28 protein-coding genes are annotated in these 22,670 nt (G+C 70.3%); 8 read left to right on the forward strand and 20 right to left on the reverse strand.

Annotated features, from left to right (window positions below; genetic code table 11):
• Positions 1-48 precede the first annotated feature (48 nt).
• The 12 genes from ABDZ95_RS00290 to ABDZ95_RS00345 all read right to left on the reverse strand — a co-directional run bounded on the left by ABDZ95_RS00290 (position 49) and on the right by ABDZ95_RS00345 (position 9,056).
• The gene (locus ABDZ95_RS00290; protein WP_343788573.1) at positions 49-3,705 is read right to left on the reverse strand and encodes a baseplate multidomain protein megatron; all 3,657 of its coding nucleotides are present in this window, start codon (positions 3,703-3,705) and stop codon (positions 49-51) included.
• Positions 3,706-4,146, reverse strand: a complete 441-nt coding sequence (locus ABDZ95_RS00295; protein ID WP_343788577.1) for an NlpC/P60 family protein — start codon at positions 4,144-4,146, stop codon at positions 3,706-3,708.
• Positions 4,143-4,796 carry a baseplate hub domain-containing protein gene (locus tag ABDZ95_RS00300; RefSeq protein WP_343788581.1) on the reverse strand — a complete coding sequence of 218 codons (654 nt, stop codon included), beginning with the start codon at positions 4,794-4,796 and terminating at the stop codon, positions 4,143-4,145. Before ABDZ95_RS00300 ends, ABDZ95_RS00295 begins: the two co-directional genes overlap by 4 nt.
• A gap of 4 nt (positions 4,797-4,800) precedes the next feature.
• Positions 4,801-5,424 carry a phage distal tail protein, Rcc01695 family gene (locus ABDZ95_RS00305; protein ID WP_343788584.1) on the reverse strand — a complete coding sequence of 208 codons (624 nt, stop codon included), beginning with the start codon at positions 5,422-5,424 and terminating at the stop codon, positions 4,801-4,803.
• The gene (locus tag ABDZ95_RS00310; protein WP_343788587.1) at positions 5,424-5,942 is read right to left on the reverse strand and encodes a phage tail tape measure protein; all 519 of its coding nucleotides are present in this window, start codon (positions 5,940-5,942) and stop codon (positions 5,424-5,426) included. Before ABDZ95_RS00310 ends, ABDZ95_RS00305 begins: the two co-directional genes overlap by 1 nt.
• Positions 5,917-6,108, reverse strand: a complete 192-nt coding sequence (locus ABDZ95_RS00315) for a phage tail assembly chaperone (RefSeq protein ID WP_343788590.1) — start codon at positions 6,106-6,108, stop codon at positions 5,917-5,919. Before ABDZ95_RS00315 ends, ABDZ95_RS00310 begins: the two co-directional genes overlap by 26 nt.
• On the reverse strand, positions 6,105-6,395 hold the full coding sequence (locus ABDZ95_RS00320; RefSeq protein ID WP_343788593.1) for a GTA-gp10 family protein: 291 nt from the start codon (positions 6,393-6,395) through the stop codon (positions 6,105-6,107). Before ABDZ95_RS00320 ends, ABDZ95_RS00315 begins: the two co-directional genes overlap by 4 nt.
• Positions 6,395-6,805, reverse strand: coding sequence for a phage major tail protein, TP901-1 family (locus ABDZ95_RS00325; protein WP_343788596.1), 411 nt, complete (start codon positions 6,803-6,805; stop codon positions 6,395-6,397). Before ABDZ95_RS00325 ends, ABDZ95_RS00320 begins: the two co-directional genes overlap by 1 nt.
• Position 6,806: 1 nt before the next feature.
• On the reverse strand, positions 6,807-7,205 hold the full coding sequence (locus ABDZ95_RS00330) for a DUF3168 domain-containing protein (protein WP_343788599.1): 399 nt from the start codon (positions 7,203-7,205) through the stop codon (positions 6,807-6,809).
• Positions 7,202-7,525 (reverse strand): phage head completion protein, encoded by a 324-nt coding sequence (locus ABDZ95_RS00335; RefSeq protein WP_343788602.1) that lies wholly within the window; start codon positions 7,523-7,525, stop codon positions 7,202-7,204. Before ABDZ95_RS00335 ends, ABDZ95_RS00330 begins: the two co-directional genes overlap by 4 nt.
• Complete coding sequence (locus ABDZ95_RS00340; protein WP_343788605.1) at positions 7,492-7,758, reverse strand: head-tail connector protein; 267 nt, start codon at positions 7,756-7,758, stop codon at positions 7,492-7,494. Before ABDZ95_RS00340 ends, ABDZ95_RS00335 begins: the two co-directional genes overlap by 34 nt.
• A gap of 65 nt (positions 7,759-7,823) precedes the next feature.
• Complete coding sequence (locus tag ABDZ95_RS00345) at positions 7,824-9,056, reverse strand: phage major capsid protein (protein WP_343788608.1); 1,233 nt, start codon at positions 9,054-9,056, stop codon at positions 7,824-7,826.
• A gap of 48 nt (positions 9,057-9,104) precedes the next feature.
• On the opposite strand from ABDZ95_RS00345, the gene ABDZ95_RS00350 reads away from it, so the two are divergent.
• On the forward strand, positions 9,105-9,989 hold the full coding sequence (locus tag ABDZ95_RS00350) for a hypothetical protein (RefSeq protein ID WP_343788611.1): 885 nt from the start codon (positions 9,105-9,107) through the stop codon (positions 9,987-9,989).
• Here ABDZ95_RS00350 and ABDZ95_RS00355 read toward each other — a convergent pair.
• The 8 genes from ABDZ95_RS00355 to ABDZ95_RS00390 form a co-directional block, all read right to left on the reverse strand.
• The gene (locus ABDZ95_RS00355) at positions 9,916-10,377 is read right to left on the reverse strand and encodes an HK97 family phage prohead protease (protein WP_343788614.1); all 462 of its coding nucleotides are present in this window, start codon (positions 10,375-10,377) and stop codon (positions 9,916-9,918) included. The two genes, ABDZ95_RS00350 and ABDZ95_RS00355, sit on opposite strands and share 74 nt — an antisense overlap.
• Positions 10,378-10,445: 68 nt before the next feature.
• Positions 10,446-10,667 (reverse strand): hypothetical protein, encoded by a 222-nt coding sequence (locus ABDZ95_RS00360; RefSeq protein ID WP_343788617.1) that lies wholly within the window; start codon positions 10,665-10,667, stop codon positions 10,446-10,448.
• Positions 10,668-10,670: 3 nt separating this feature from the next.
• On the reverse strand, positions 10,671-11,831 hold the full coding sequence (locus tag ABDZ95_RS00365) for a phage portal protein (protein ID WP_343788620.1): 1,161 nt from the start codon (positions 11,829-11,831) through the stop codon (positions 10,671-10,673).
• A gap of 174 nt (positions 11,832-12,005) precedes the next feature.
• Positions 12,006-13,286 carry a DNA-packaging protein gene (locus ABDZ95_RS00370; RefSeq protein WP_343788623.1) on the reverse strand — a complete coding sequence of 427 codons (1,281 nt, stop codon included), beginning with the start codon at positions 13,284-13,286 and terminating at the stop codon, positions 12,006-12,008.
• On the reverse strand, positions 13,183-13,521 hold the full coding sequence (locus ABDZ95_RS00375) for a hypothetical protein (RefSeq protein ID WP_343788626.1): 339 nt from the start codon (positions 13,519-13,521) through the stop codon (positions 13,183-13,185). The genes ABDZ95_RS00370 and ABDZ95_RS00375 overlap by 104 nt, the downstream gene beginning before the upstream one ends.
• Before the next feature lie 121 nt (positions 13,522-13,642).
• Entirely contained in the window at positions 13,643-14,101 is a 459-nt protein-coding gene (locus ABDZ95_RS00380) for a YcgN family cysteine cluster protein (protein ID WP_343788629.1), read from the reverse strand.
• A gap of 49 nt (positions 14,102-14,150) precedes the next feature.
• On the reverse strand, positions 14,151-14,489 hold the full coding sequence (locus ABDZ95_RS00385; RefSeq protein ID WP_343788632.1) for a DMT family transporter: 339 nt from the start codon (positions 14,487-14,489) through the stop codon (positions 14,151-14,153).
• Entirely contained in the window at positions 14,489-15,064 is a 576-nt protein-coding gene (locus ABDZ95_RS00390) for a TetR/AcrR family transcriptional regulator (protein WP_343788635.1), read from the reverse strand. The genes ABDZ95_RS00385 and ABDZ95_RS00390 overlap by 1 nt, the downstream gene beginning before the upstream one ends.
• A gap of 83 nt (positions 15,065-15,147) precedes the next feature.
• Here ABDZ95_RS00390 and ABDZ95_RS00395 point away from each other — a divergent pair, with 83 nt between their 5' ends.
• The 7 genes from ABDZ95_RS00395 to ABDZ95_RS00425 all read left to right on the forward strand — a co-directional run bounded on the left by ABDZ95_RS00395 (position 15,148) and on the right by ABDZ95_RS00425 (position 22,627).
• Positions 15,148-16,974, forward strand: a complete 1,827-nt coding sequence (locus tag ABDZ95_RS00395; protein ID WP_343788638.1) for an ABC-F family ATP-binding cassette domain-containing protein — start codon at positions 15,148-15,150, stop codon at positions 16,972-16,974.
• A 25-nt stretch (positions 16,975-16,999) separates the two neighbouring features.
• Entirely contained in the window at positions 17,000-17,377 is a 378-nt protein-coding gene (locus tag ABDZ95_RS00400) for a DUF5655 domain-containing protein (protein WP_343788641.1), read from the forward strand.
• 611 nt (positions 17,378-17,988) lie between these two features.
• Positions 17,989-19,041: an ABC transporter substrate-binding protein gene (locus ABDZ95_RS00405; protein ID WP_343788644.1), complete on the forward strand. Its 1,053-nt coding sequence runs from the start codon at positions 17,989-17,991 to the stop codon at positions 19,039-19,041.
• Positions 19,028-19,789: an ABC transporter ATP-binding protein gene (locus ABDZ95_RS00410; RefSeq protein WP_343788647.1), complete on the forward strand. Its 762-nt coding sequence runs from the start codon at positions 19,028-19,030 to the stop codon at positions 19,787-19,789. The genes ABDZ95_RS00405 and ABDZ95_RS00410 overlap by 14 nt, the downstream gene beginning before the upstream one ends.
• Complete coding sequence (locus ABDZ95_RS00415) at positions 19,786-20,538, forward strand: ABC transporter permease (protein WP_343788650.1); 753 nt, start codon at positions 19,786-19,788, stop codon at positions 20,536-20,538. The genes ABDZ95_RS00410 and ABDZ95_RS00415 overlap by 4 nt, the downstream gene beginning before the upstream one ends.
• A 68-nt stretch (positions 20,539-20,606) precedes the next feature.
• Positions 20,607-21,533 carry a hypothetical protein gene (locus ABDZ95_RS00420; RefSeq protein ID WP_343788653.1) on the forward strand — a complete coding sequence of 309 codons (927 nt, stop codon included), beginning with the start codon at positions 20,607-20,609 and terminating at the stop codon, positions 21,531-21,533.
• Positions 21,530-22,627: a DUF2336 domain-containing protein gene (locus tag ABDZ95_RS00425; RefSeq protein WP_343788656.1), complete on the forward strand. Its 1,098-nt coding sequence runs from the start codon at positions 21,530-21,532 to the stop codon at positions 22,625-22,627. The genes ABDZ95_RS00420 and ABDZ95_RS00425 overlap by 4 nt, the downstream gene beginning before the upstream one ends.
• Positions 22,628-22,670: the final 43 nt, after the last annotated feature.

Genomic DNA, 22,670 nt, shown 5'->3' on the forward strand with positions numbered 1-22,670 from the left:
AGTTAGGCCATCGCCGGGATTCCGCAAACCGCAGCCGCGCCTTTTCCTTCAGATCAACGCGATCGAGGCCTCCGCGCCCCAGCCGTACCCCTCGCCCCATTGCGCGACCGCCAGCCGCGCGCCCTCGGGCAGACCGTCCGGAAAGTCCGCCGTCAGCTCATCAGTCCGGTAAACCGTCGACGCCCCCTCGATCTCCCACGACCGCACCACGGCCTCACCATCCAGAACCCGCACCCGGAACCGCATCGGATCGGAAGACGCCACCTCCCCGTCCCAGCGATCCCCGTCGATCCGGCTCCGCGTGATCCACGACAGATCCCGTCCGCCATCCGCCCGCATCTTCATCTTCAGATGAGCCGGGCTCCACGGCCGCCCGTGCACGCCCGTCGCCGCCCAGGTCACCTCGCTGACGCCCGCCCCGCCCGCCGGAGCCCCCATCGGTGCGACCCGCCAGATCAGCGGCAGCCCGCGCTCGCCGCCTGCCAGCTCGACCCTCGGCATCTGCGCGTCCAGCACCACGACCAGAGCTCCAGCCGGCGCTCCGACCCGCATGGCCTCGTCGGTCCCCTGCTGCGCCCTCAATAGTCCCGACAGCCGCCAGACATCGCCGCCGACGAGTGTCGCCGTCCGGAACTGCACGATCTCCCAACCCGCCGCCGTCTCGATCGCCACCGCATTCGCCCCTGCCAGCACCGCCGTCACGCTCCGGCTCTCCGGCGACCACCCCTCGATCCGCACCAGCAGGCTGTTCCGCCCATCGACCCGGTTGCGCAAGCCCGGCCCCAGCGGCTCGACCAACGTCCCCACCGTCGCCGGCGCCGCGACCTCGCCACGCGCCGTCAGCGCGTCCACGGCCAGCCCCGCCCAGACCGTCATCGGCCGCCACGGATCGCCCGCGACCACCGCCAGTGGCAGCCCGTCCACTTCACTCCCGATCAGCGGCGGCAGTTCGATCATCCGGAAGAACGGCGCGCCCGGCCTCGCCGGCGGCTCCGGCGGCCTGACAGCGTCACCGAAATCCCCGGCTGCCGCCACCCGCACCACCGGCTCCAGCACCGCCGTCGGCGTCTCGTCCAGATCCAGCCGCGCCACGCGCCAGTCGCCCTCGCGTCCCTCGACCGCCACCACATCGCCCGGCTCCAGCGCCAACAGTTCCAGCGGCCCCGGCCGCACTGTCAGCCGCTCGCCGCCCGCCGTCGCCAGCGCCCGCTCCGCCACCGCCCGCCCGGTCGCCGCCGTGCACACCGCCGACAGGGCCAGGTCGACCCCGCCGCCCTCGCCTGCCTGCCGCGCCGTCGCTGAGCCGGTCTGATAGTCCGCCCCGCCATCGATGAAGCGCACCCGCGCCTCCCGCGGCTGCCGCTCAAGCACCCGCTCCGCCTTCACCGCCACACCTTCGTCGTCGAGCGCAAGCGCATCCAGCTCCAACACTCGGGGCACCGCCTCATCCCCGGAGATCGAAACACACCCGCCGCGCTCCGCCGCCGTCAGCCCCAGCGCCGACAACAGCGGTTCCAGCGCGTCACGCGTGCGCATCGGCCGGTCGATCACATACCCGTCAATACCATCACCGACCGCCGCGACCTCGAATGCCGTCGGCTCAAGCCCGCCCCGCGTCAGGATCGCCGCGATCAGGTCCCGCGTCTCGCCGCCCAATCGCCCGTTCAGCCAGTGCCCCGTCCGCCATGCCCCCGCATCGGCCCAGACATCCGCTCGTCCCGGAAACGCCGGCCACGGCCGCGCATCCCAGCACCAAGCGTCCATCGCCTCAACCATCGCGCTGCCGGCATGGTGGTTCAGCAGCGCCTCCATCGCCCGGCGCTGCATCCTGTCGTCCCGCGCGCCGGTCGAGTGCGGCGGTAGGGCGTTCTCGGTGCTCTTCGGGTCCTGAAACAGGTTCGGCGCATTGCCGCCCCGGTCGACCGCCGCGCAGCCGAACTCCGTCAGCCGGATCGGCTTCATCCCCGGCATCCACGCGGTCGGCGCCGCCTGCCGCACGCCCGCGATCCGGTCGTGGTGTGCATGGCTCCACCAACCGGCCAAGTCCTTCACCCGATACAGCCAGTGCTCGCCGTGCGCCGTGTCCACGATGGGCGTGCGCACCTGCGCGGCACGGTCCGCGTCCGACGTGTAGAACCAGTCGAACCCCTCGCCCCCCGCGACCTGAGCCGCCAGATAGCCCGCATCGTCCGGCCCGGCCCAGGTCGCCCCGTCGACGCCGCCGTCCCCCGCTCGCCAGTCGCCCAGCGGCGGGTACCAGTCGATGCCGATGTAATCGATCGCTGGATCGGCCCACAGCGGATCGAGATGAAACCGGGCCTCGTCCCCCGCGCGCAGCCCCGCATACTCCGACCAGTCCGCCGCATAGCTCAGTTTCACGCCCGGCCCGACCACCGTCCGGCACTCCGCCGCCAACGTCCGGAACGCCTCAACCGCCGGGAAGCCGCCGTCTGCATCCCGTGTCAGCGTCAGCCCGCGCATCTCCGAGCCGATCAGCAGCCCGTCCGCGCCCGTTTCCGCCGCGAGCTCTGCATAGTGCAGCGCCATCCGACGCAGGCCCCAGCCATCCGCCGCGCCAAACATCGCCGCCACATCCACGCCGGCTTGCGCGCCATCCCGCCCCGCCACACGCCCGCGCCACGGATAGCCGGGCGCGTCCATGAAGACGAAGGGATACAGCGTCACTTCCAGCCCCCGCGCCTTCAGCTCCGCCACCGCCTGCCGCACGCTCCCGTCCGACGGTGTTCCGCCATAGGCCGGAGCATCCGATCCCGCCGCCCGGCTGATCAGATGCGCCTCATGTCGCTCAAGCCCGGCCACCGACCAGGCGAAAGGCTCCGTCGGCTTGTCCCGCCGCTCCACGCCCGGCCGCACCCGGCACTCCGCCGCGCGCACATCCGTCCCGAACCAGCCGATTACCAGACTGACCCGCTTCAGATTCGGGCACTGGGCCTGCAGCTGATCCAGCGACACCAGCAAGTCCACCCGCCCATCTCCGCCATGCAGGTTCTCCGCCGCCGTCCGCGTCAGCCCCTCGCGCCGCATGACCACGTCCGTCGCCAACACGAACTCCCCCGCCCCGGGGATAAGGCACACGCCCTCCAGCCGGTCCTCCAGCCTCGGCTTGCTCCCGCGCGGTCGGTTGAATACCTCGAACGCCAGCTGCGGCACGCGATTGCCGAACGGCCCCAGCGGCAGGTCCTCGAACACCACATAGGCGACCCCACGATAGGCGGAGGCCTCGCCCTCGACAGCTTCGATGAGAGGATCAGGCGCCTGATCCACGCCGCCGCGATGCAGCCGCATCGCCACCCCGGTCAGGTCCATCGCCTGTCCGTCAGCCCAGACGCGCCCGACGCCATCGATCTCGCCTTCGCACAGGGCCACGGCGAAGCTCAGTAAATAGCCGTATTCCGTCGTCCGCGGCCCGCCCTTGCCGCCCCGGCGCGTCGTCCGACTCTCGCGAAAGCGCGCCGCCCAGATCACCTGCCCGGTCACCCGCGCCCGCCCGAACACACAGGCCAGCGGCGCCCCCTCCGCCGTGCCCTGCACCTTCAGCGCCTCCAGACGAGGGCCGCGCTGCCGCGCTGGCTCCAGCCCCGCGATCGCCCACTGATCGACGCTCCGTCCCAGCAGTCCGCCGATCGCCGCGCCCGATGGCCCGCCCACGGCCCCGCCGACCGCGCCAAGGATAACTTGCGCCATTTATGCCTCCGCCGTTGATGGGAAGCGGAACACTGCTGCCAGCCGCTTCCACCACCAGTCGCCCAGCCAGGTCTCGATCACTGCTCGACCCCAATAGGCGTGGATCATCCGCCCCTGCCCGTCCTGCGAACTCAGGATCGCGCAGTGCTTCGCCGCGCACCCCGGCGCCATGCGGAACAGCAGGACATCGCCCGGCCTCGCCTCGCCGACCGGGATTTCCACCAGCCACCGCCGCGCCGCCTCCAGCAGGGTCTCCGCCCCGCCGACCTCGGCCCAGTCCCAGCTGTAGGGCGGCAACGCCTCCGGCTCCGCCCCGATCAGCTCCCGCCAGACCCCGCGCACCAGCCCCAGGCAATCCGCCCCCTCGCCCTTCAGGCTCGCCTGATGCTCGTAGCGCGTCCCGATCCAGCCCCGCGCGATCTCGACAGCACGCGCGCTCATCGCCGGCTCCCGCCATCATTGCGCCCGCCCTCGACCGGCGTCGCCATCAGGAAATCGTCGCCGGGAATGTCCGGAAAGCCCTGGAAGTTGACGCCATTGCCGAACGTCCCGACGCAGGTCGCCCACCGCCGATCACAGCTCAGCCCCGGAAATTCGCTCACATCCACCCGGCACCGTGCGTCGCCCAGCGTCGCATCGCAGTCCCGCCCGCAGGTTCGCCCGACCACCCGCTCCAGCGCCGCCATCGGCCCTTCCAGATCGGCGACGAAGGCCCCGCCCTCGCGCCGGATCCGCGCCATTCGCCCGGCCCACAGGCGCACCTTCAGGTCCGGCCGCGCCCAGTCCACGCGCCACAGATCCACCGACGCCCCATCGAACAGGCCGTTCGCAATGTCCGCCTCGGTGACGCCGTCGTCATCCAGTCCGCCGGCCGCGGAGGCGCTGCCCGCCGCCAGCCCCGCGCCGCCCTCGACGGCGCCCGCCGTCCAGCCGCTTCCCGCCCGACAGGTCACGTCCTCAATGACCAGATCCCGGTCGTGATCGGTGAAACCCATCTCCACGCCGTCGCCGCACCTGACGATCCAGACATGGCACAGCGTCGCCGCCCCGCTCTCGATGCGGGCGGTCAGTTCCTCCGGAATGTCGCGCATGGTCCTAGGTCCTGACCTCGATCAGAGGTACGGCGGCCATCCGCCCGGCCTCGAAGCTCTCCAGCGTCACCTCGATCCGGTCGGCGTCGAACCGCACCGGCGTGTCGAACTCGAACCCCGCCGTCACCGTCGCCCCCTCCGCCGGCGCGACCGCCAGTGTCACCAGCCCGGTCATCGTCTCGACCTCGAAATCCTCGACCTCGGCGCCGTCCACGGCGACCCGCACCGTCCCCTCTACCGGCTTGGCGATCGTCCGCACCCAACCGTCGTCACCCTCGCCGTAGCGTTTCACCAGGATGAACGTCGTCCGGCTCCCGTCGCCCTCGCCCAGCACCTGATCCAGAGCCCCGGGCGTCGCCCCCGGCGGACAGGAGCGGAAGTCGGCGAAGTCCCGGAACCGGAACCCGTACAGCCGCCCCCGCCGTGCCTCGAAGAAGTCCGTCAGCGCCGCCACGTCGTCCAGCGACCTCAGGTTCGCCCCGATCAGATAACGTCGCCGCCCCGCAGCCCACGGCGTCGACCGCCGCTCGTACCCGGACGCCAGCGTCACCACCTCCGTTCGCCGCTCGACGCCGCCGGTCGACCCGAACGCCAATCGCGCCGGCAATCTCGCTTCATGGAAGTTCATCACAGCCTCCGCGCGCCGAGGCTGACCGCGCGAGCCAGCGTCTGGGCGATCTGGGCTTCCGAGCGCAGCAGCCCCTGTGCGCCGCCGTCCACCCGTACATTGACCGTCACGCCGCCTCCACCAACCGGCTCGATCGTCCCCGCGCCCGTCGGCCGGAACACCTCCGGCCCACGCTCGCCGACCAGATAGGCGCCGCCGCCCTGCACCGGCCCGCCGTCGGCCCGACTGCCCGAGAACAGCCCGCCCACGGCCCGGGCGATCGCCTCGGACAATCCACCGCCCTTCACGCCCCCCGCCGCATTTACCGCCGACAGCACCGCCTTGGCCAGCTCGGCCAAGCTCACCTCGCCATCGGCCGCCGCCCGCGCCAGCGACCGGCTCAGACTGTCGCCCGCCCGCGCGAAGGCCCAGTCGATCGCATCCGCCGCCCGCTCCGCCGGCTCGCGCAAGGCGTCCAGCGCCGCCGCGGCCTCCGCCGCCCTGCGCGGCACATCATCCCCCTCGAACGTCTCGTTCATCGGGCCACGCCTCCGTCAGTCGTTTCAGTTCATCCCACCTCATCGGCCGCACACCCTCCGGCGCCGCCGTCAGCCATCGCCACTCGCGCAACGACAGCCGCCAGAAGGCCTCCGGCCCGACGCCCAGCATCGCCGCCGTCCGCATCATCGCGGGCCAGGGCGTCATCCCGCCGCGGCCGCGAACGCCCGCGCCACGGCCTCGGCCGCTGCCTTCGGATCGACAGCCGTCTCACCCAGTCCGTCAGCCAGCTCCCCCTCGCCGCCCCCGCGCAGCAAGGCGGCCAGCACCACGGCCAGATCCCGCGCCGACAGCTTGCGCATCCGCTCCGCGAGCGCTCCCAGACCCTCGACGCCCAGCGCCGTCTCGATCTCCGCCAGCGCCCCCAGCGTCAGGCACAGCCGGCGAGCCGCCCCCGCCAGCATCGCCTCGATCTCACCCCTCGCCCCGTTCATCAGAGCGCCTCGAAGGTGATCTCGCCGGCGCTGGCCAGGCTGATCGCGAACGTCGCCTCGCCCTCGTGCTCGCCGGCGTACTCCAGCGCCGAGACCAGGAATCGCCCTTCCAGCTGGCCGAAGTCCGGCACGATAAGCCGCCACGTCTGCGCCGCCTGCGAGAAGAAGGCCTCGCGGATCAGGGCGTCGGCTTCCGCGTCCCGGAAGATGCCCTGCCCGCTGACCGCCGCCGACTTCACTCCCGCCCCGGCCAGCAGCTCGCGCCATCGCCCGGCGCTGTCGCCGTCGGTCGCGTCCACCGTTCGGGCGTTCAGCGCGATCGTTCGCGCCCTCAGTCCGGCCACGGTGACAAAGCCGCCGCCCGCGCCCGCGATCTTCAGCAGGATGTCCCTGCCCTTCTGCACCGCCATCTCACGCCTCCTCTGTCACGGCGCGCACGCGCAGCACCGCATGGGTTCTGTGTCCGTCGGGCGAGGTCCGGACGTCGGCGAACCGCACGCCCAGGCTTGCCGTCCTGATTCCGTCTGCCTCCAGCGTCGTGTCCGACAGCGCCAGCCGCACCGCCGCCATCGCCGCCTTGGCCTCCTCGGTTCCGCGAAAGTCGGAGGTGATCGTCAGGGTCAGCATCTGCTCAACGTCACCGCCCTCCGCCCGCAGCGGCCGGCTCTCGCACCGCCCGATCTGCAGATGCGGCACGGGCGTCCCGTCCGACGGACCGTCCACGATCCGCGCGCCCAGGATCGCGGCCACACCGTCATCCGCCTTCAGATGCGCGATCAGGGCCTTCTGCAGGGCCAGTTCGTGGCTCATCGCATCCGCTCCAGAGTCAGGATGGCGCGCCCGCCCACGCTCTCGACGGTCTTGATCCGCCAATCGGTCCCGCCGAAGCGCAGCACGCGCCCGACGGTCAGCCTCGGATCGGATCGGGTCTCCGCCGTCACCGTCTCGACGCCGCGCGTCACCCCGGCCTCGGTCCGCTCGCGCCGCCTCCGTGCGCCCAGCTTCAGCCAGGCCGAGCCGACCGGCTCATAGGTCACGCTGCGGCCGCCATACGGCGTCTCGGCCTCGATGGCCTCGAACAGTCCTGCCAGCGCCCTCACAGCCGCACCACCCGGTACGGCGCGATCCACGCCTCCACCGGCCCGGTCGTCATCTCGCTCCCCTCCCGCTCATAGGCGCGCAGGGTCAGCATCAGGATCGCCAGCCTCAGCGGCGCCGGCGAGGTCGATGTCAGGCTCAGCCCCACCTCCCCCTCCACCCGCGCCCGCGCCGCATCGATCAGCGTCTGGATCAGCCCGTCCTCCGCGCCATGCTCGACGCGCAGGAACAGCTTCGCCTCGGTGAGGCTCACCGGTGCGGTCATTGGAAACCTCGATTGTCTGGAGGAAAGCGAAGCGGCCGACGGTCGAACCGCCGGCCGTCCGAACGTCAGCTCGCGCTGAACTTCATCACCTTGATCGCGTCGAAGTCCTGCACCCCGCCGCCCACGCGCCGCGTGGTGTAGAACAGGACGTAGGGCTTGGCCGAATACGGGTCGCGCAGCACCCGCACGCCCGCGCGGTCGACGATCAGATAGCCGCGGCGGAAGTCGCCGAAGGCGATGGCCGTAGCGTTGGCCGCCACGTCCGGCATCGTCTCGATCTCGGTCAGCGGATAGCCCAGCAGGCTGGCCGTCTCGCCCGCGCGCTGCGCCGGTTGCCAGATGTAGTTGCCGTCCGCGTCCTTGAACTTGCGCACCGCCGAGACCGTACGCCGGTTCATCACGAAGCGCGCGTTCGGCCGGTATTGGGCCTTGGGCGCGTAGACCAGGTCGATCAGGCGGTCTGTCGGGCTGGTGGTGGCGAAGCCGCCCGCCGCGCCCGAGGCGACATAGCCGATCTCGCCCCATTCCTGCTCGGCGTCGGCGACGACGTCATAGTCCAGGAAGCCGCGCGGCTTGTTCGCGCCGTCGCCGTTGACGAAGGCCTCGGTCTCCTGCGCGGCGAAGGCGTCCTCCACCTCGGCGGCCAACCATTCGTCCAGGTCGACCAAGGCGTCGTCCAGCAGGGTCTGGGTCGCCGCCGGGCACGCGTAGAGATCGGCCGACGGGAACTCCAGCAAAGCCAGCGTCGCCGGGTCCGTCTGCGGACGCGCGGCCGTTTCAGCCACCCAGCCCGAACCCACGCCGGCGATCGACACCGGCTTGCGGAACACGCCCGCGGCCACCGTGCGCACGGTCGCGATCTCGCGCATCGGCGAGCCCGCCATCAGCCGGCGCTCGATCGCCCGTTCGGTTTGCTCCGGCACGACGTAACCGCCTGAGGTCGGCGCCGTCGACAGCCCCGCCTTCACCTCCAGCATCGCCCCGGCGCGCATATAGCCGTCGAATGCGGATTTCTCCTCCCCATGGAATGGGGAGGGGGACCGCGCAGCGGTGGAGGGGTCTCCCAGCTCCGGACGCCGCCCCTCGCTGACGATCCGATCCAGCCGCGCCTGCGCCCCGGCCACCGCCTGATCGATCCGCGCGACCTTCTCCTCCAGCAGCGTATCGGCCGAGGCCTTGCGCTCGATCTCGTCCAGCCGCGCATCGTTGGCGCCTTTGAACGCCTCGAACGCCGCCATCATTTCGTGCATGGCGGCGCGCGCCTCCGGCGTGGCCGGGGCCTGTTTGATCTCTTTCATTGTGTCTCCGGTGGTTGAACAACCGCAGATCGCGGTTAGGGTCCGGGGGTGACCAGCACCGCCCGAAAATTCTCGAACTCACACGACGCCGGGCGCTACACCCGCCTCGAGACCGCAGTCATGTCGGCCCTGGCGCAGGATCTGCGCGGTCAAGTCCCGGACATTGCGGCGCAATTCTCGCGAAGCAAGGCGACCATCCGGCGCAACTCCGGCTTCGGCCAGTTCACCGAGATGCTGATCGATGCGCACCGGCCCGCACCCGGCGGCCCGACCGGCGACCTCGGCACGGTCCATGTCGTCATCACCGGTCTGCGCCACCCGGTCGCCTTCCGCGCTCGCGTCCGCGACGGCCGCCTGCTGGGCCTGCTGGCCGACAGCTATGGCGAGGACACCCGCGCCATCGACTTCGCGACCGTTCCGTTCGACCAAATCTTCACCATCGAGGCCAGCGGCGCCCCGGTCCATTTCGCCGGCACGCATCGCCCGGAGACCGCCGCCAACCAGGCGAAGTCGCGCACCGAGGCCCGGCAGGAAGCCAGCCGTCCCCAGCCGGTGCGTCAGGCCCCGACCCAGTCCGTACCGACTTCCGCGCCTCCGCCCCGGGTGCAGGCCCGGACCCAGTCGGTGTCGGTTCCCGTCACGCGACAGACCCCGCCCACGCCGCGCCAGCCTCAGCCGGCGGCAGTCCAGCCCGATCCCGACGTCATCACCGATGAGGACATCACGACGATGCGCATTGGCCTTTGGGCCATGATCGGCGTGATCGGCATGCTCCTTTTCGTCGTCTTCGGCGTCCCCCTGCCCTTCGTGCTCGTCGGCGGCTTCATCATCGGTCGCTACTTCCAGACCGAGAAAGGCCTTATCGCCCTGCGCCGCATCCAGCAGTCGTTGAAGTCCGCGCAGGATGCAGCCCAGTCTCGCCAGACAGGCTGAACCGCGCCCCCGGCAGCATCGGGAAGGTCACGAGCGAGACCTCCCACAGATCGACCTCGACCAGCACCCGCGCCGCGCCCTCGCGCCGCGCCCGCACGGCCCTGAAGCCGATGGACAGCCCGTCCATCGCCCCGGCCCTAGCCAGCGCCTGGGCGAACCGCGCCTCGGCCGACCAGTCCATGATCCGTCCGCGCAGGAACAGGCCACGCTCGTCCTCGACCGCCTCATCCCAGACCCCGACCACCGCCCGGCTCTCGTGCTGGTGCAGCATCCGCACACCGCCCGCGCCGACCCGCCCCAGACTGTCCGCGAACGCCCCCTTCGCCACCACATCCCGGTTCAGATCCGCCACGCCCCACAACGACGCATAGCCCTCGACAAGGACCATTCCTCCCCCACCGGGGGAGCGGGACCGCAAAGCGGTGGAGGGGCGCTCGACACACACGCCGCCGCCCATCAGAATTCCTCCAGCCGTCGCTCGATCCGCTCCACCGCCGCTCTTGTGCTCTCCGACTGGGTCTCCAGTCGCGCCAGCCGCTCGGCCACCTGCTGATGCTCGGCCACCCGTTCCTCCAGCGTCGCGATCCGCGCCGCCGCCCCGCCCGCCCAGATCAGTCCGCCGATCGCCTGGACCGCCAGCGCGGTCAGCAGCCCGACCGGTATCCTTCGACCATCCATCGCTCACTCTCCCACCCCGGCCATCCGCCGCCGTTCCGCGTCGGTCAGGAAGCTGGCCGCATTCAATCTCGCCCACAGGGCCTCGCGCTCGGGCTGCAGCGCCGGCACGGCCTCCAGGTCCGCCTCGATCCGCGCGCCCGGGAACCGCGCGCCCAGCCATCCGGTCAGCGCCCCGGCCGCCTTGCGCGCCAGCGGCGCGACCGTCCCGCGCCAGAAGGCGGCGTTGGCCTCTCGATAGTTGGCGTAGGTCGCATCGCCGGGAATCCCCAGCAGCTGCGGCGGCACGCCGAACGCCAGCGCGATCTCCCGCGCCGCCGCGTGCTTGCCGGCGATGAAGTCCATGTCGGCGGGCGTCCAGCTCATCGGCTTCCAGTCCAGCCCGCCTTCCAGCACCAACGGACGTCCGGCGTTCATCGCCCCGGCGTGCGCCTCGTCCATCTGCGCCCTCAGCGCCTCGAACTGCTCACCGGTCAGCCGCTCGCCGTCCCGCCCGTTGAACACCAGCGCGCCGGACGGCCGCGCCGAATTGTCCAGCAGCGCCTTGTTCCAGGCGCCCGAGGCGTTGTGCACATCGATCGCGAAGGCCGCGGCCTCCAGCGGCGAGAAGCCGTAGTGATCGTCCGTCGGGTGAAACAGCTTCAGATGCAGTACCGGCATCCATCCGTCCGCCGCCCGACCGATCCGCACCGACCGCCCGTCCACCGCATACTCATAGGCTTCAGGCCAGCCGCCTCGCCCCGGCACGACCTTCATCCGGTCGGGCCGCAGCGACCACAGCTCCTCCGGCGCGCCGTCTCCGGTCGCCTCCGCATAGGCGTTCCCCGCCGTCTGCAGCGCGCCGTACAGTCCCTCCAGCCACTCCGCGCCCGACTGCTCCGGGTTGGGCCGGGCCAGCAGCTTCGCCAGCGGATGGTCGTCCGTCCGCACCCCGTCGGCGAACACCACCAGCGGCGTCGCGGCTGCCGCCTCGGCGATCATCCGCACGCAGCGATAGGCCACCGGGTTCTTGCCGAACCCCTCGCTGGCCAGGCTGGCGTAGTCCCGCGGCGTCCACCGCGCCCGCCCGCCGCCGGCATATGCGATCAACGCCCCCGCCCGACTGTCCTTCACCTCAGGCGCGCCTTCGCGCCGCCGACCCGCCAGGGGCCACCGCCAGTTCCGCATGGGCTTTCTCCAGAGTTTTTCCTTCTCCCGATGGGAGAAGGTGGCGGGGCGGAGCCCCGTCGGATGAGGGTCGGGTGTGTCAGTCGGCGAACAGCCGACCCTCACCCTTTCGCCTTGCCGATCGCTTCGCTCCCGGAGGCTCAAGCCCTCTCCCATCGGGAGAGAGTCGAATCCTCACAACACCCTCACACTCGGCAGCCGCACCGAGTTCAGCAGCAGGTGGCTCACCGCCCAGATCAGCGCGTCGGCCCGATCCGGGCTATGCCGGCCCGTCCCCGCGCCCAGTCCTTCCAGCTCATCCTCCAGCGGCCCGAACGACCGCGTGTGGATGACCCGGTTCTGGTCGTAGAGCATGGCCACCGGCTCCGCCCGCGCCCGCTTGGATGTCCGCGCGAACACCGGCTTCACCACCGCGCCGCACTGCGCCAGCTTCAGCATCTCGACGATCATCTCGCCACCCTGGTTCACCTCGGCGACCACCCTGTCGACGTCGTACCGCGCGACGACCTCCGCCACCCGCGCGGCCCATTTCGACGGGGCCAATCCGCTGACGCTTTCGTCCGCCAGCACATAGGCCGTGCCATGCGCCCGCCCGACCACCACGATCCCGCAGGCATCGCCGCCCGAGGTCACCGGCGGATCCAGCCCGACCACGATCATGTCGAACCGGTCCGGCGCCCGGCCGCGACAGCGCTCGAACATCGCCGGCGTCCACAACCCCTCGCCTTCGTCCAGCATCAGGCCATCCAGCTCCTGCGCCGCCAGCCGCGTCCCGCCGTACAGTTGCTCCAGCCCGCGCAGAAAGCCCCGCGCCAGGTTTCGCGTATTCATCTGCGTCGGCGCGTGGGTGAAGGCCGTCGTCGGCTCCTCCAGCAAGGCCCGCAGCGCCGCCATCGGCCGGGGCGTGGTCGTCACCGCCAGCCGCGGATCCTCCCCCAGCCTCAGCCCCATCCGCAGCATCGGCAGGACATCGCCCGGCCGCTTCCACGCACAGAACTCGTCAGCCCACGCCGCATGAAATTGCGGCCCGCGCAACCGTTCGGGCTCGGCGGCCGAGAAGGCCATCGCCTCCGCGCCATTGGGCCAGACCAGCCGTCGACGCGCCGGCTCATAGACCGGCCGACGCCAGGGCGGTGCGATGGCCCGCAGGCCCGACGGCCCCTCGATCATCACCTCGCGCACGTCGTGCAGCGTCGGCCCCACCAGCGCCAGCCGCGCCCCCGAAACCGCCTGCTCCGTCAACCACTCGGCCCCGGCCCGGGTCTTGCCCGCCCCGCGTCCGCCGAGAAACAGCCAGGTCATCCATGGTTCGTCCGGCGGATGCTGCGGGCTGTGCCGCCAACCGATCCAGTCATGGTCGATCAAATCGCGGTCGAAGGGCGTCAGGATACTCGCGACCTCTAGCTTCAGCCACTTGGGCAGCGAACGCATCCAGTCGGCGCAGGAGTTGTTCACGCAGCTTCTCCTCTGCGGCCAGATCGATGGGCAGGGCAGCCGCCGCGACCTTCGCGTCGAACTCACGCTTGATCGCCAGCGCCTTCAGCAGGTCCGATGTGGCCCTCGACTTCCGGCTCACGGTCTGCGGGTCCTGATCGCCGATGATCGCCATCATGCTCTGGAATTCAGCCAGCAACGGATGGCCTTCCTCCGACTCTTCGGCCGGCGGGTTCGGATCGCTTTTTCGGGTCATGGCAAAAGTATGCGGCGCCGGCGTACCTCGCCGACAATAAGCCGATTGTTTTCGACAAGCCGCTGATCGCGCGCGATCTTTTCCGCTGAAGTCCGCCGTCCATCCGCGGATTGTCAGCAGACTAGCGTCCGCGTTCGTCCCGCCATTCGGGGGCCTCGAAGTCCAGCGCGTCCTCGGGGTCCTTCAGCGCCAGCTCCGACACCGTCTGACCACGCACCGAAACGCCCGCTTCGTGCACCGTCTCGCGACTGCCGGACACCAGATGGTGCCAGTTCGCCAGCGGCCGACCCTCGTGCAGACGGCGATAGGCGCAGGACTTCGGCATCCACTCCAGCGCCTCGATATTCCACGGCGTCAGCTTGATGCAGTCCGGCACATACTGCTTGCGGTTGGCATAGTCCGAGCAGGTGCAGCGCACCGGGTCGAACAGCTTGCAGTGCACCCGCGTCGGGATCACCTCACCGGTGTCTTCGTCCTCGAACCGCACCAGGCAGCACAGGCCGCACCCGTCGCACAGGCTCTCCCACTCCTCGCGGGTCATCTGCTCCAGGCGCTTGGTTTGCCAGAAGGGGGCGGTCATCGGGCGGCTTCTACGCCTTCCGGGCCTCCCTGTCCTCAACCGACTGAATTCAGTGGCTGACCGCCTTCGAGAAGACGTTGATCACGAACACCCCGCCCACGATCATCGTCAGGCCCAGGATCGCCGCCAGATCCAGCTTCTGCCGGAACAGAAACACGCCGATCAGCGAGATCGCCACCACGCCCAGTCCGCTCCAGACCGCATAGGCGATCCCGACCGGCATCTGCCGCAGCGCCAGGCTCAACAGGTAGAAGGCCGTCAGATAGCAGGCCGCCAGCCCCAGCGTTGGCCACAGTCGGGTGAACTGCTCCGACTTCTGCAGCAGGGTCGTCCCCACTACCTCGAAGGTGATGGCGCCAAGCAGAGCCGCCCACGTCGTCGGGTTCATCAGGCGGCTTCCATCAGGATATGGCCGGGCGTCAGCAGCGAGAGCAGCGCCTGTCGCTGCGCGGGCGACACATCGTGCACCCCGAACAGATCCGACATCCACAGACCATCGGCCACCAGCCTCAGCAGCAGGGCGTCGTCCGCGCCGACCGGGTCGGTCGGGTCCTCGGCCTTGACCTTCTTGATTCCGTCCGACCAGCGGGTCCGCAGTGAAGGCTCGATCGCACAGGCGACCAGCATCGCCCGGCCGATGGAGACGTCGCAGGCCGTCACCGCATCATTGATCGTGACCCTCAGATAGGCCCGCGCCTGCCGGCCGTACGGCTGCGGATCGCGCGCCGCCTCGGTCAGCACCGCTTCGCAGAACATGTCCGCCAAGTGGTCCGTCAGCCCCTCGAGCAGAGCCAGCTTGGTCGGGAAATGATGCAGCAGCGCGCCCTTGCTGACCGACGTCCGGGCAGCGACGGCGTCCAGCGTGAAGCCCATCGCGCCGACCTCGGCGGCGACCTCGAGGGCCTTCTCGATGATCTCTGCGCGGGTGGTTTCCGGGGCGCGGCGGCGTGTCAGCGTATCCATTCGCGTTACATACCAGCCGGACGGTAAGGATCAACTCAAGTCTGCCGTGGCGAGCTGTCGCCCCCTCCTCTATATGGCGCCCCATGGCTGCCCGTCCCCCTCTCGTCGCCCTCAAGGATGTCCGTCTTCAGGACGGTCAACGCCCCCTGTTCGACGGTGTCGACATGGCCATCGAGCCGCGCACCCGCGCCGCCCTCGTCGGTCGCAATGGGGCCGGCAAGTCGACCCTGATGAAGACAGTGATGGGCCTGATAGAGCCCGACGCCGGCGATCGATCGGTGCAGGCCGGCACCCGTTTCGCCTATGTCCCGCAGGAGCCGGACATCAAGGGCGACACCCTGCTGGACTACGCCGCCTCTGGCGACGCCGAGCGCTGGACCGCCGAAAGCTGGCTGACCACCTTCGGTCTGGATCCGAACAAGCCCGCCGTGAACCTGTCCGGCGGCGAGACCCGCCGCGCCGCCCTGGCCAAGGCCTTCGCCGAGGAGCCCGACCTGCTCCTGCTCGACGAGCCGACCAACCACCTCGACATCCTCGCCATCGAACTGCTGGAGAACGAGCTTCTCTCGGCCCGCTTCGCCGTTCTGGTCGTCAGCCACGACCGCGCCTTCCTGAACCGCGTCACCCAGTCGGTGCACTGGCTGGAGGGCCGCAAGGTCCGTACCCTCGACAAAGGCTTCGCCGCCTTCGACGAGTGGGCCGCCAAGGTCACGGAGGAAGAGGCCGAAAGCCTGCGCCGCCTGACGAAGAAGATCGAGGCCGAGACCTACACCTTCTACCGCTCCATCACCGCCCAGCGGACCCGCAACGAAGGCCGCGCCCGCGCCCTCATGGCCATGCGCGCCGACCGCGCCGAGCGGATGAAGGACCAGCCGCGGGAGCTGTACCTCGGCGTCGATTCCGGCGCGACCTCGGGCAAGCTGGTCGCCGATCTCAAGGGCGTGTCGAAGGCCTTCGGCGAGCGCACCATCTTCAAGGGCCTGACCACCCGCGTGATGCGCGGCGACCGCCTCGCCATCGTCGGCCCGAACGGCGCGGGCAAGACCACCCTGGTCAAGGTCCTGCTGGGCGAACTCGCCCCCGACGAGGGCACGGTCCGCCTCGGCGCCAATCTGGAGCCGGTCTATCTGGACCAGTCCCGCGAGGGGCTGAAGTCCGACATGACCCTCTGGGACGCCCTGACACCCGGCGGCGGCGACAGCATCCTCGTGCGCGGCCACTCCAAGCACGTCGCCGCCTACGCCAAGGACTTCCTGTTCCAGGAAGCCCAGCTCAAGCAGCCGATCTCGACCCTGTCGGGCGGCGAGCGCAACCGCCTCCTGCTGGCCCGCGCTCTCGCAAAGCCGGCCAACATGCTGGTCCTCGACGAGCCGACCAACGACCTCGACATGGACACCCTCGACAAGCTGGAAGAGCTGCTCGAGAGCTACGACGGCACCCTGATCCTGGTCAGCCACGACCGCGACTTCGTCGATCGCCTCGCCACCTCGACCATCGCCATGAATGGCCGTGGCCAGATCGTCGAAACCCCCGGCGGCTGGACCGACTTCATCCGCCAGAACCCGGGCTTCCTTACTCCTCCCCCCTCGGGGGAAGGGGACCGCGCGCAGCGCGGCGCAGGGGGCGAAACGCGCGCCGCCGCTGCCCCCGCGCCCGCTTCGCCCAAGAAGTCCGCCAAACTCTCTTTCAAGGACACGCATCGCCTGAAGGAACTCGAAGGCCTGCTCGAATCCCTCCCCGCCGTGATCGCGAAACACGACGCTGCCCTCGCCGATCCGGACCTCTACAGCCGCGACCCCAAGGCCTTCGACCGCGCCATGACCGCCGCCGCCCAGGCCCGCGAACAGCTCGAGAGCGCCGAACTCGAATGGCTGGAGCTCGAAGAGAAGAAGGCCGCCCTCGGAGCTTGACGCCGGCTGACAGCGTTCCGTCGGCATGACCGACGCCGTCGCCGAATTCCTTGAAGGCAAGGACACTCACGCCTCCGGCCTCCTGCGAGAGGTCCGCAAGCTGGCCCTCCACGCCGGCGACGACATCTCGGAGCGCGTGTCGAAATCTCTCATCGGCTGGTCTGGCAAGCGCAGCTTCGCCACAGCCTATGTGAAGGGCAAGTACCTCGAGCTCTCGATCGACCTCACCCGCAAGGTCGATCATCGGCGCCTCCGCGCCGCCTTCGCCACCACGAAGACCGTGACCACCCACCGCTTTACCTTTGGCCCTGACCACAAGGTCGATGCCCGGATCGGCGCCCTGCTCAAGGAGTCCCTCGAGACGGTTGCTCCGGGAGCCCGAAAATCGGTCGCGAATTCGTAATTCACCGCACTCGAAGCCGACGCTGTGCATAACGTCGCAAGAACTTCACAATGCAAAGAATTGTGCGCCGCAGAGAGCGCCCCATCCGCGTTTGAACATGATTTATCCGCCAAATCGTCCACAACCGGACGATCCGGACCGCTTGTCGAAATCCGGATTTGGAGCGAGCTTGATCAGGCCGAGGGACACGGCGGCGCGGAAAACCGGGGAGACCCGGGGATCAAGGCGAACCGGCCCGGCTCTCTGACCCGACGCTTCGGGTGGTCTTCGGACCAGACGCAGCGGAAGGCAGGATCAAGGCTCCCGAACGATGACGGCCCCGGCCGGACGCGTTCACGGAGAACCGGATCGGGATCGAAGGACGGCGCAGGCCAGACCTGCGGAACGCCGGAGACCAGGAGCGCGAGCGGATACAGCTGACCATCGTCGGGGTTCGCCCCGCTGATGCTGACGCCAAGGTCCAAAACCTCAAAGGCCAAGTCCAACCCGGACTTGGCGAGGGGACGAGGAAATCCGGTTCGCCGGGGCTCTTCGTCCCCTCGCTCAATTCCGGCTCCGGACAAGGTGGAGCCTCCCCTTTCCGAACCTTCGCCTTGGCCGTACATAAGGCCATGACCTCGCGCGGGAATCGTCAGCTTCAGCCCCACCGTCGCGCCCTCCTCGCGGGCGTCGGCGCGATCGCGGCCAGCTCGGCGCTCGCCGGCTGCGGCGACAGCCAGGTCGCGCCTGACGCCGATGGCCGTATCCGCCTGCGCTTCGCCACCGACTGGCGCGCCCAGGCCGAGCACGGCGGCTTCTACCAGGCCCTCGCCTCGGGCGCCTATGAACGCCGCGGCCTGAACGTCCAGATCATCCAGGGCGGCCCCGGCGTGAACGTGCCCCAGCTGCTGGCCTCCGGCGCCGTCGAGCTGGGCATGGGCTCCAACAGCTTCATCCCGATGAACCTCGTGGCGCAGGGCGCGCCGGTGAAGGCCGTCGCCGCCTTCTTCCAGAAGGACCCACAGGTCCTGATCGCCCACCCCGATCCGGCGTTGCGCTCCATCGCCGACCTCGCCGGCCGGCCGTTTCTTCTGGCCGACGCCTCGATCAACGCCTTCTGGGTCTGGCTCAAGGCCCGCTACGGCTTCACCGACGATCAGGTCCGCAAGTACAACTTCAACCCCGCCCCCTTCCTCGCCGACCCGCGCGCGGTCCAGCAGGGCTATCTGACCAGCGAGCCCTGGACGATCGAGACGGAGGCCGGCTTCGTCCCGCGCATCTTCCTGCTCGCCGACGAAGGTTACCCCTCCTACGCAACCATGGTGCTGGCCCCCAACGCCTTCGCCCGCGACAACGGCGAGGCCCTGCGCAGCTTTATCGCGGCCTCCGCCGAGGGCTGGCGCGACTACATCCAGGGCGACGGCCGCGCCGCCGATACCCTGATCCGCCGCGACAACCCGGAGATGACGCAGGCCATCCTCGATCAGGCGCGAGCCAAGCTGAAAGCCAATGGCATCGTCGACGGCGGTGACGCAGCCCTCTACGGCCTCGGCACCATGACCGAGGAACGCTGGCAGGCCTTCTTCGACGTCACCAGTCAGGCCGGGGTATATCCGAGCGACCTCGACTGGCGTCAGGCCTTTACGACCCAGTACCTGCCCGGCCGCGGACGTGGCGGACGATAGCCCCGTCGCCAGCCTGTCGGACGTCATCGTCCGGTATCCGGGCCGGGCGCCGCTGGGGCCACTGACCCTCTCGATCCAGCCCGGCGAGATCGTCGCCCTCGTCGGCGCGTCAGGCGCAGGCAAGTCCACCGCCCTTCGTCTGCTCGCCGGCCTTGAGGCGCCTTCCGAAGGCGTCGCCACGACCGCGCCCGCAGGCCGCACCGCCTTCGTCTTCCAGTCTCCGACCCTGATGCCCTGGGCCGACGCCCGCGCCAACGTCGCCCTGCCGCTCGAGCTCGCGGGCGCGCCGAAGGATCAGGCGCTCGACCGCGCCGCCGTCGCTCTCGCCGCCGTCGGTCTGGGCGAACGGCTCTCCGCCCGCCCTCTCCAGCTGTCCGGCGGCATGGCCATGCGCGTCTCCATCGCCCGCGCCCTCGTCACCGAGCCGGACCTGTTGCTGCTCGACGAGCCTTTCGCCGCGCTGGACAGCATCACCCGCCGCCATCTGATCGAGGATCTCCACCGCCTCTGGGCCGCGCGCGAGCGACCACCGGCGGTCGTCTTCGTCACTCATGATGTGGAAGAAGCCGTCTATCTGGCCGGTCGAACCATCGTGCTGGACGCCGTCTCCGGACAGGTCGCCATGGCCCGCCCCGCCCCCGGCGACCTGCCCCGACCGGCGAACTGGCGCGCCGCCCCGGACTACCGCGACGCCGTCGAGGCGCTCGCGGCCGCGCTTGCCCACGCCATGCCGGACCGGGTCGCATGAGCCGCATCCTGTCCCCGCTTCTGCTCATCGCCGTCCTGCTCGCGACCTGGGAGACCACCTGCCGGTTTCTCGACATCCCGATCTACTTCCTGCCGCCGCCCAGCGCGGTCGCGGCCTCCCTCATCGAGCGCGCGCCGGTGCTCGCCGCCTCGGCCTGGCAGACCTTCCGCATGGCGTTGCAGGCCCTCCTCGTCGCAGGCCTGATCGGCGGCGGGCTGGCCCTGATCGTCTCCATGAACCGCGCGGCCGAGAACGCGGTCCGCCCGCTTGCCGTCGCCCTGCAGGTCACGCCGGTCGTGGCCATCGCGCCTCTGGTCCTCATCTGGGCGGGGCTGGACCATCCGGACCGTGCGGTGATCGCCCTCGCCGCCGCCGTCGCCTTCTTCCCGATCTTCTCCGGCGTGCTGACCGGCCTGCATTCTGCGGATCGCGATCTGGAGCGTCTGTTCGATCTCTACGGCGCCACGCCCCTGCAGCGCCTTTGGCGTCTGCGCATCCCGTCGGCCCTGCCCTTCGCCCTTGAAGGACTCCGTGTCGCCTCTGGCCTGGCGGTCATCGGCGCCGTCGTAGCCGAGTTCGTCTCGGGCTCCGGCGCCTCGCAGGGGCTCGCCTGGCGCCTACTGGAAGCCGGCAATCGCCTGCGCACCGCCGACATGCTCGCCGCCCTCGTCTGGCTGATGGCGATGGGGCTGATCCTCAACGCCCTCGTCGGCTGGGCCGAGCGGCGCGCAAGAGCACGCCTCTCCTGAAACGTTAGGTCCGGATTAAGTCCCCGGCCGTTAACGTCACGCTCTGATCCTGCGACCGGAGCCTCCCCTTGCGCCGCGCCCGACACCTGCTCTTCGGCCTTTCGGTCACCGCTCTCGTCGCCGGCGCGAGCGTTTCCGCGCAAGCCCAGAACGCCCCGGCGGCACAAGATCATGGTCTCCGTTACCTCTCGTGGAACGGCCGCGAGACAAGCCCCCAGGCCGCGCCGACGGATGTTCGCCGCGATGTTCGCCGCGATCTTCGCCGTTCCAATCGTGTCATCCCGCATGGCGGCGCCGCGGAAGCGCTGGCCACGCCCCGCGCCGGCCTGACGCCGGCGCCCGGCGGCAATCGCTCGTCGCTGACGCCGGCATCGGCCTGGCTGGACCGCACGCCGGCGCCCGCCGCCGACGCCCCGCCGCCTCCGGCACGCCGCGTCGCCCCCGCCCCCGCCCCTGCCCCCGCGCGCACTCCGCCGCCCGCCCCGGTGGTTGCCGACGCGCCGCCGCCGCCCACGACCAATGGCCTGCCGGAGTATGTGGCCTCGCCGAACGGCGGCCAGCCGGTCCCCGCGGATGTCATCGCCAGCGACCCCATGGCTCCCCGGCGTGACGCGCCGATCTTCCATATGCAGGGAGCGCGAGCCGACGCCGCGCAAACGCCCGCTCCGCCGTCCCCGCGCGCCGAGGCCCGCGAGGCCGCCCGCACCGAGCCAGAGCCTCGTCCGCGAGCTGTGGCTCTGGTGGAGCACAACCCGTCGGACCGGCCCGCACCACAGGGCGCGCGCTACTACTCGGTCCATCGCCAGAACGGTCAGACCCCGGACGCCATCGCCATGCCGCAGTCGACGTACGTCGACGCGCTGACGATCACCAACATCCCCGAGACCACGGCAGGTCAGGATCTCGCCCAGCCGGTCGAGCCGCCCGCCATGATTCGTGACGCCCAGGGCCGGGTCCGCGTCCAGCCTGCGGCTCCGGAAGGGGACTATCAGTGAGCGACGCTCCATCGTCGCGCCTGCCTGATCTCATCGCTCTCGCCCAGGAAGACTCCAGCGAGAAACGACGCGCGCTCCTGCGCGAGCTGACAGGCCACTTTTTCGGGGTCAGCGAGCGCACCGACGCGGAACAGGCCCTGTATGGCGACGTCATCGGCCAACTGACCGCCGACATGGAGACCGCGGTGCGCGCCGAACTGGCCGAACGGTTCGCCAACGCACCCGATGCGCCGCATGGACTGATCCGCCGCCTCGCCAACGACGACGCAGCCGTGGCCACGGCGGTGCTGGCCCATTCGCCGGTGCTCACCGACGACGACCTTCTCGGCGTTGTCCGTAGTCACGGCCAGGATCATCTGCGCGCGGTCTCGGCGCGGCGATCCGTGCCGGAGGCCGTGTCGGACATCATCGTGGAACGCGGCGACGACGAGACCCTCGGCGCCCTGCTGCGGAACGATGGCGCGCGTCTGTCACGCGCCGCATCCGAGACGGCGGTCGAGCGCGCCAAGGCCAATCCGGCCCTGCATGAGGCCACGGTCGAGCGCGCCAACCTGCCGCCGGATCTGCTCAACGAGATGTATTTTCTCGTCGAGGCCCGCCTGCGGACCCGAATTCTCGAGCAGAACGCCAGCATGGACCCGGCCTTGCTCGAAGCCGCCCTCGCCGCCGGCCGCGCACGCGTCGCGACCGACGATGGAGCCCTGCCGGCCGACTACGCCGAATGCCTGGCCTATGTGGAGGAACTGGACGCCGCCGGGCAGCTGACACCCCAGATGCTCGCGCGTTTTCTCCGCTCCGGCGCCAACGGCCGAACCAGCTTCCTGATTGCCCTGTCCGAGCTGGCGGAGATCGACTTCCATACCGCCCGGCAGATCGTCGAGCGCCGTGAACTGGATGCGCTGGCTGTCGTCTGCAAGGCGGCCGACCTCGATCGCGCGCTCTTCCTCACCTATGCGGTCGTCCTGCTGAACGACGACGGCGACGCCATGGCCAAGGCCCACTCGTACGCCCGCATGTATGCGGAGCTGACGCGGGATGCTGCGCTCAGGACGCTCCGGTTCTGGCGCATGTTGCGCGGCGCGCAGGCAGCCTGACCTTCAGACAGCAAAACGCCCGCCCCCGAAAGAGGCGGGCGTT

This window comes from Brevundimonas kwangchunensis (genome assembly GCF_039523815.1).
In the GTDB taxonomy this organism is placed as follows: domain Bacteria; phylum Pseudomonadota; class Alphaproteobacteria; order Caulobacterales; family Caulobacteraceae; genus Brevundimonas; species Brevundimonas kwangchunensis.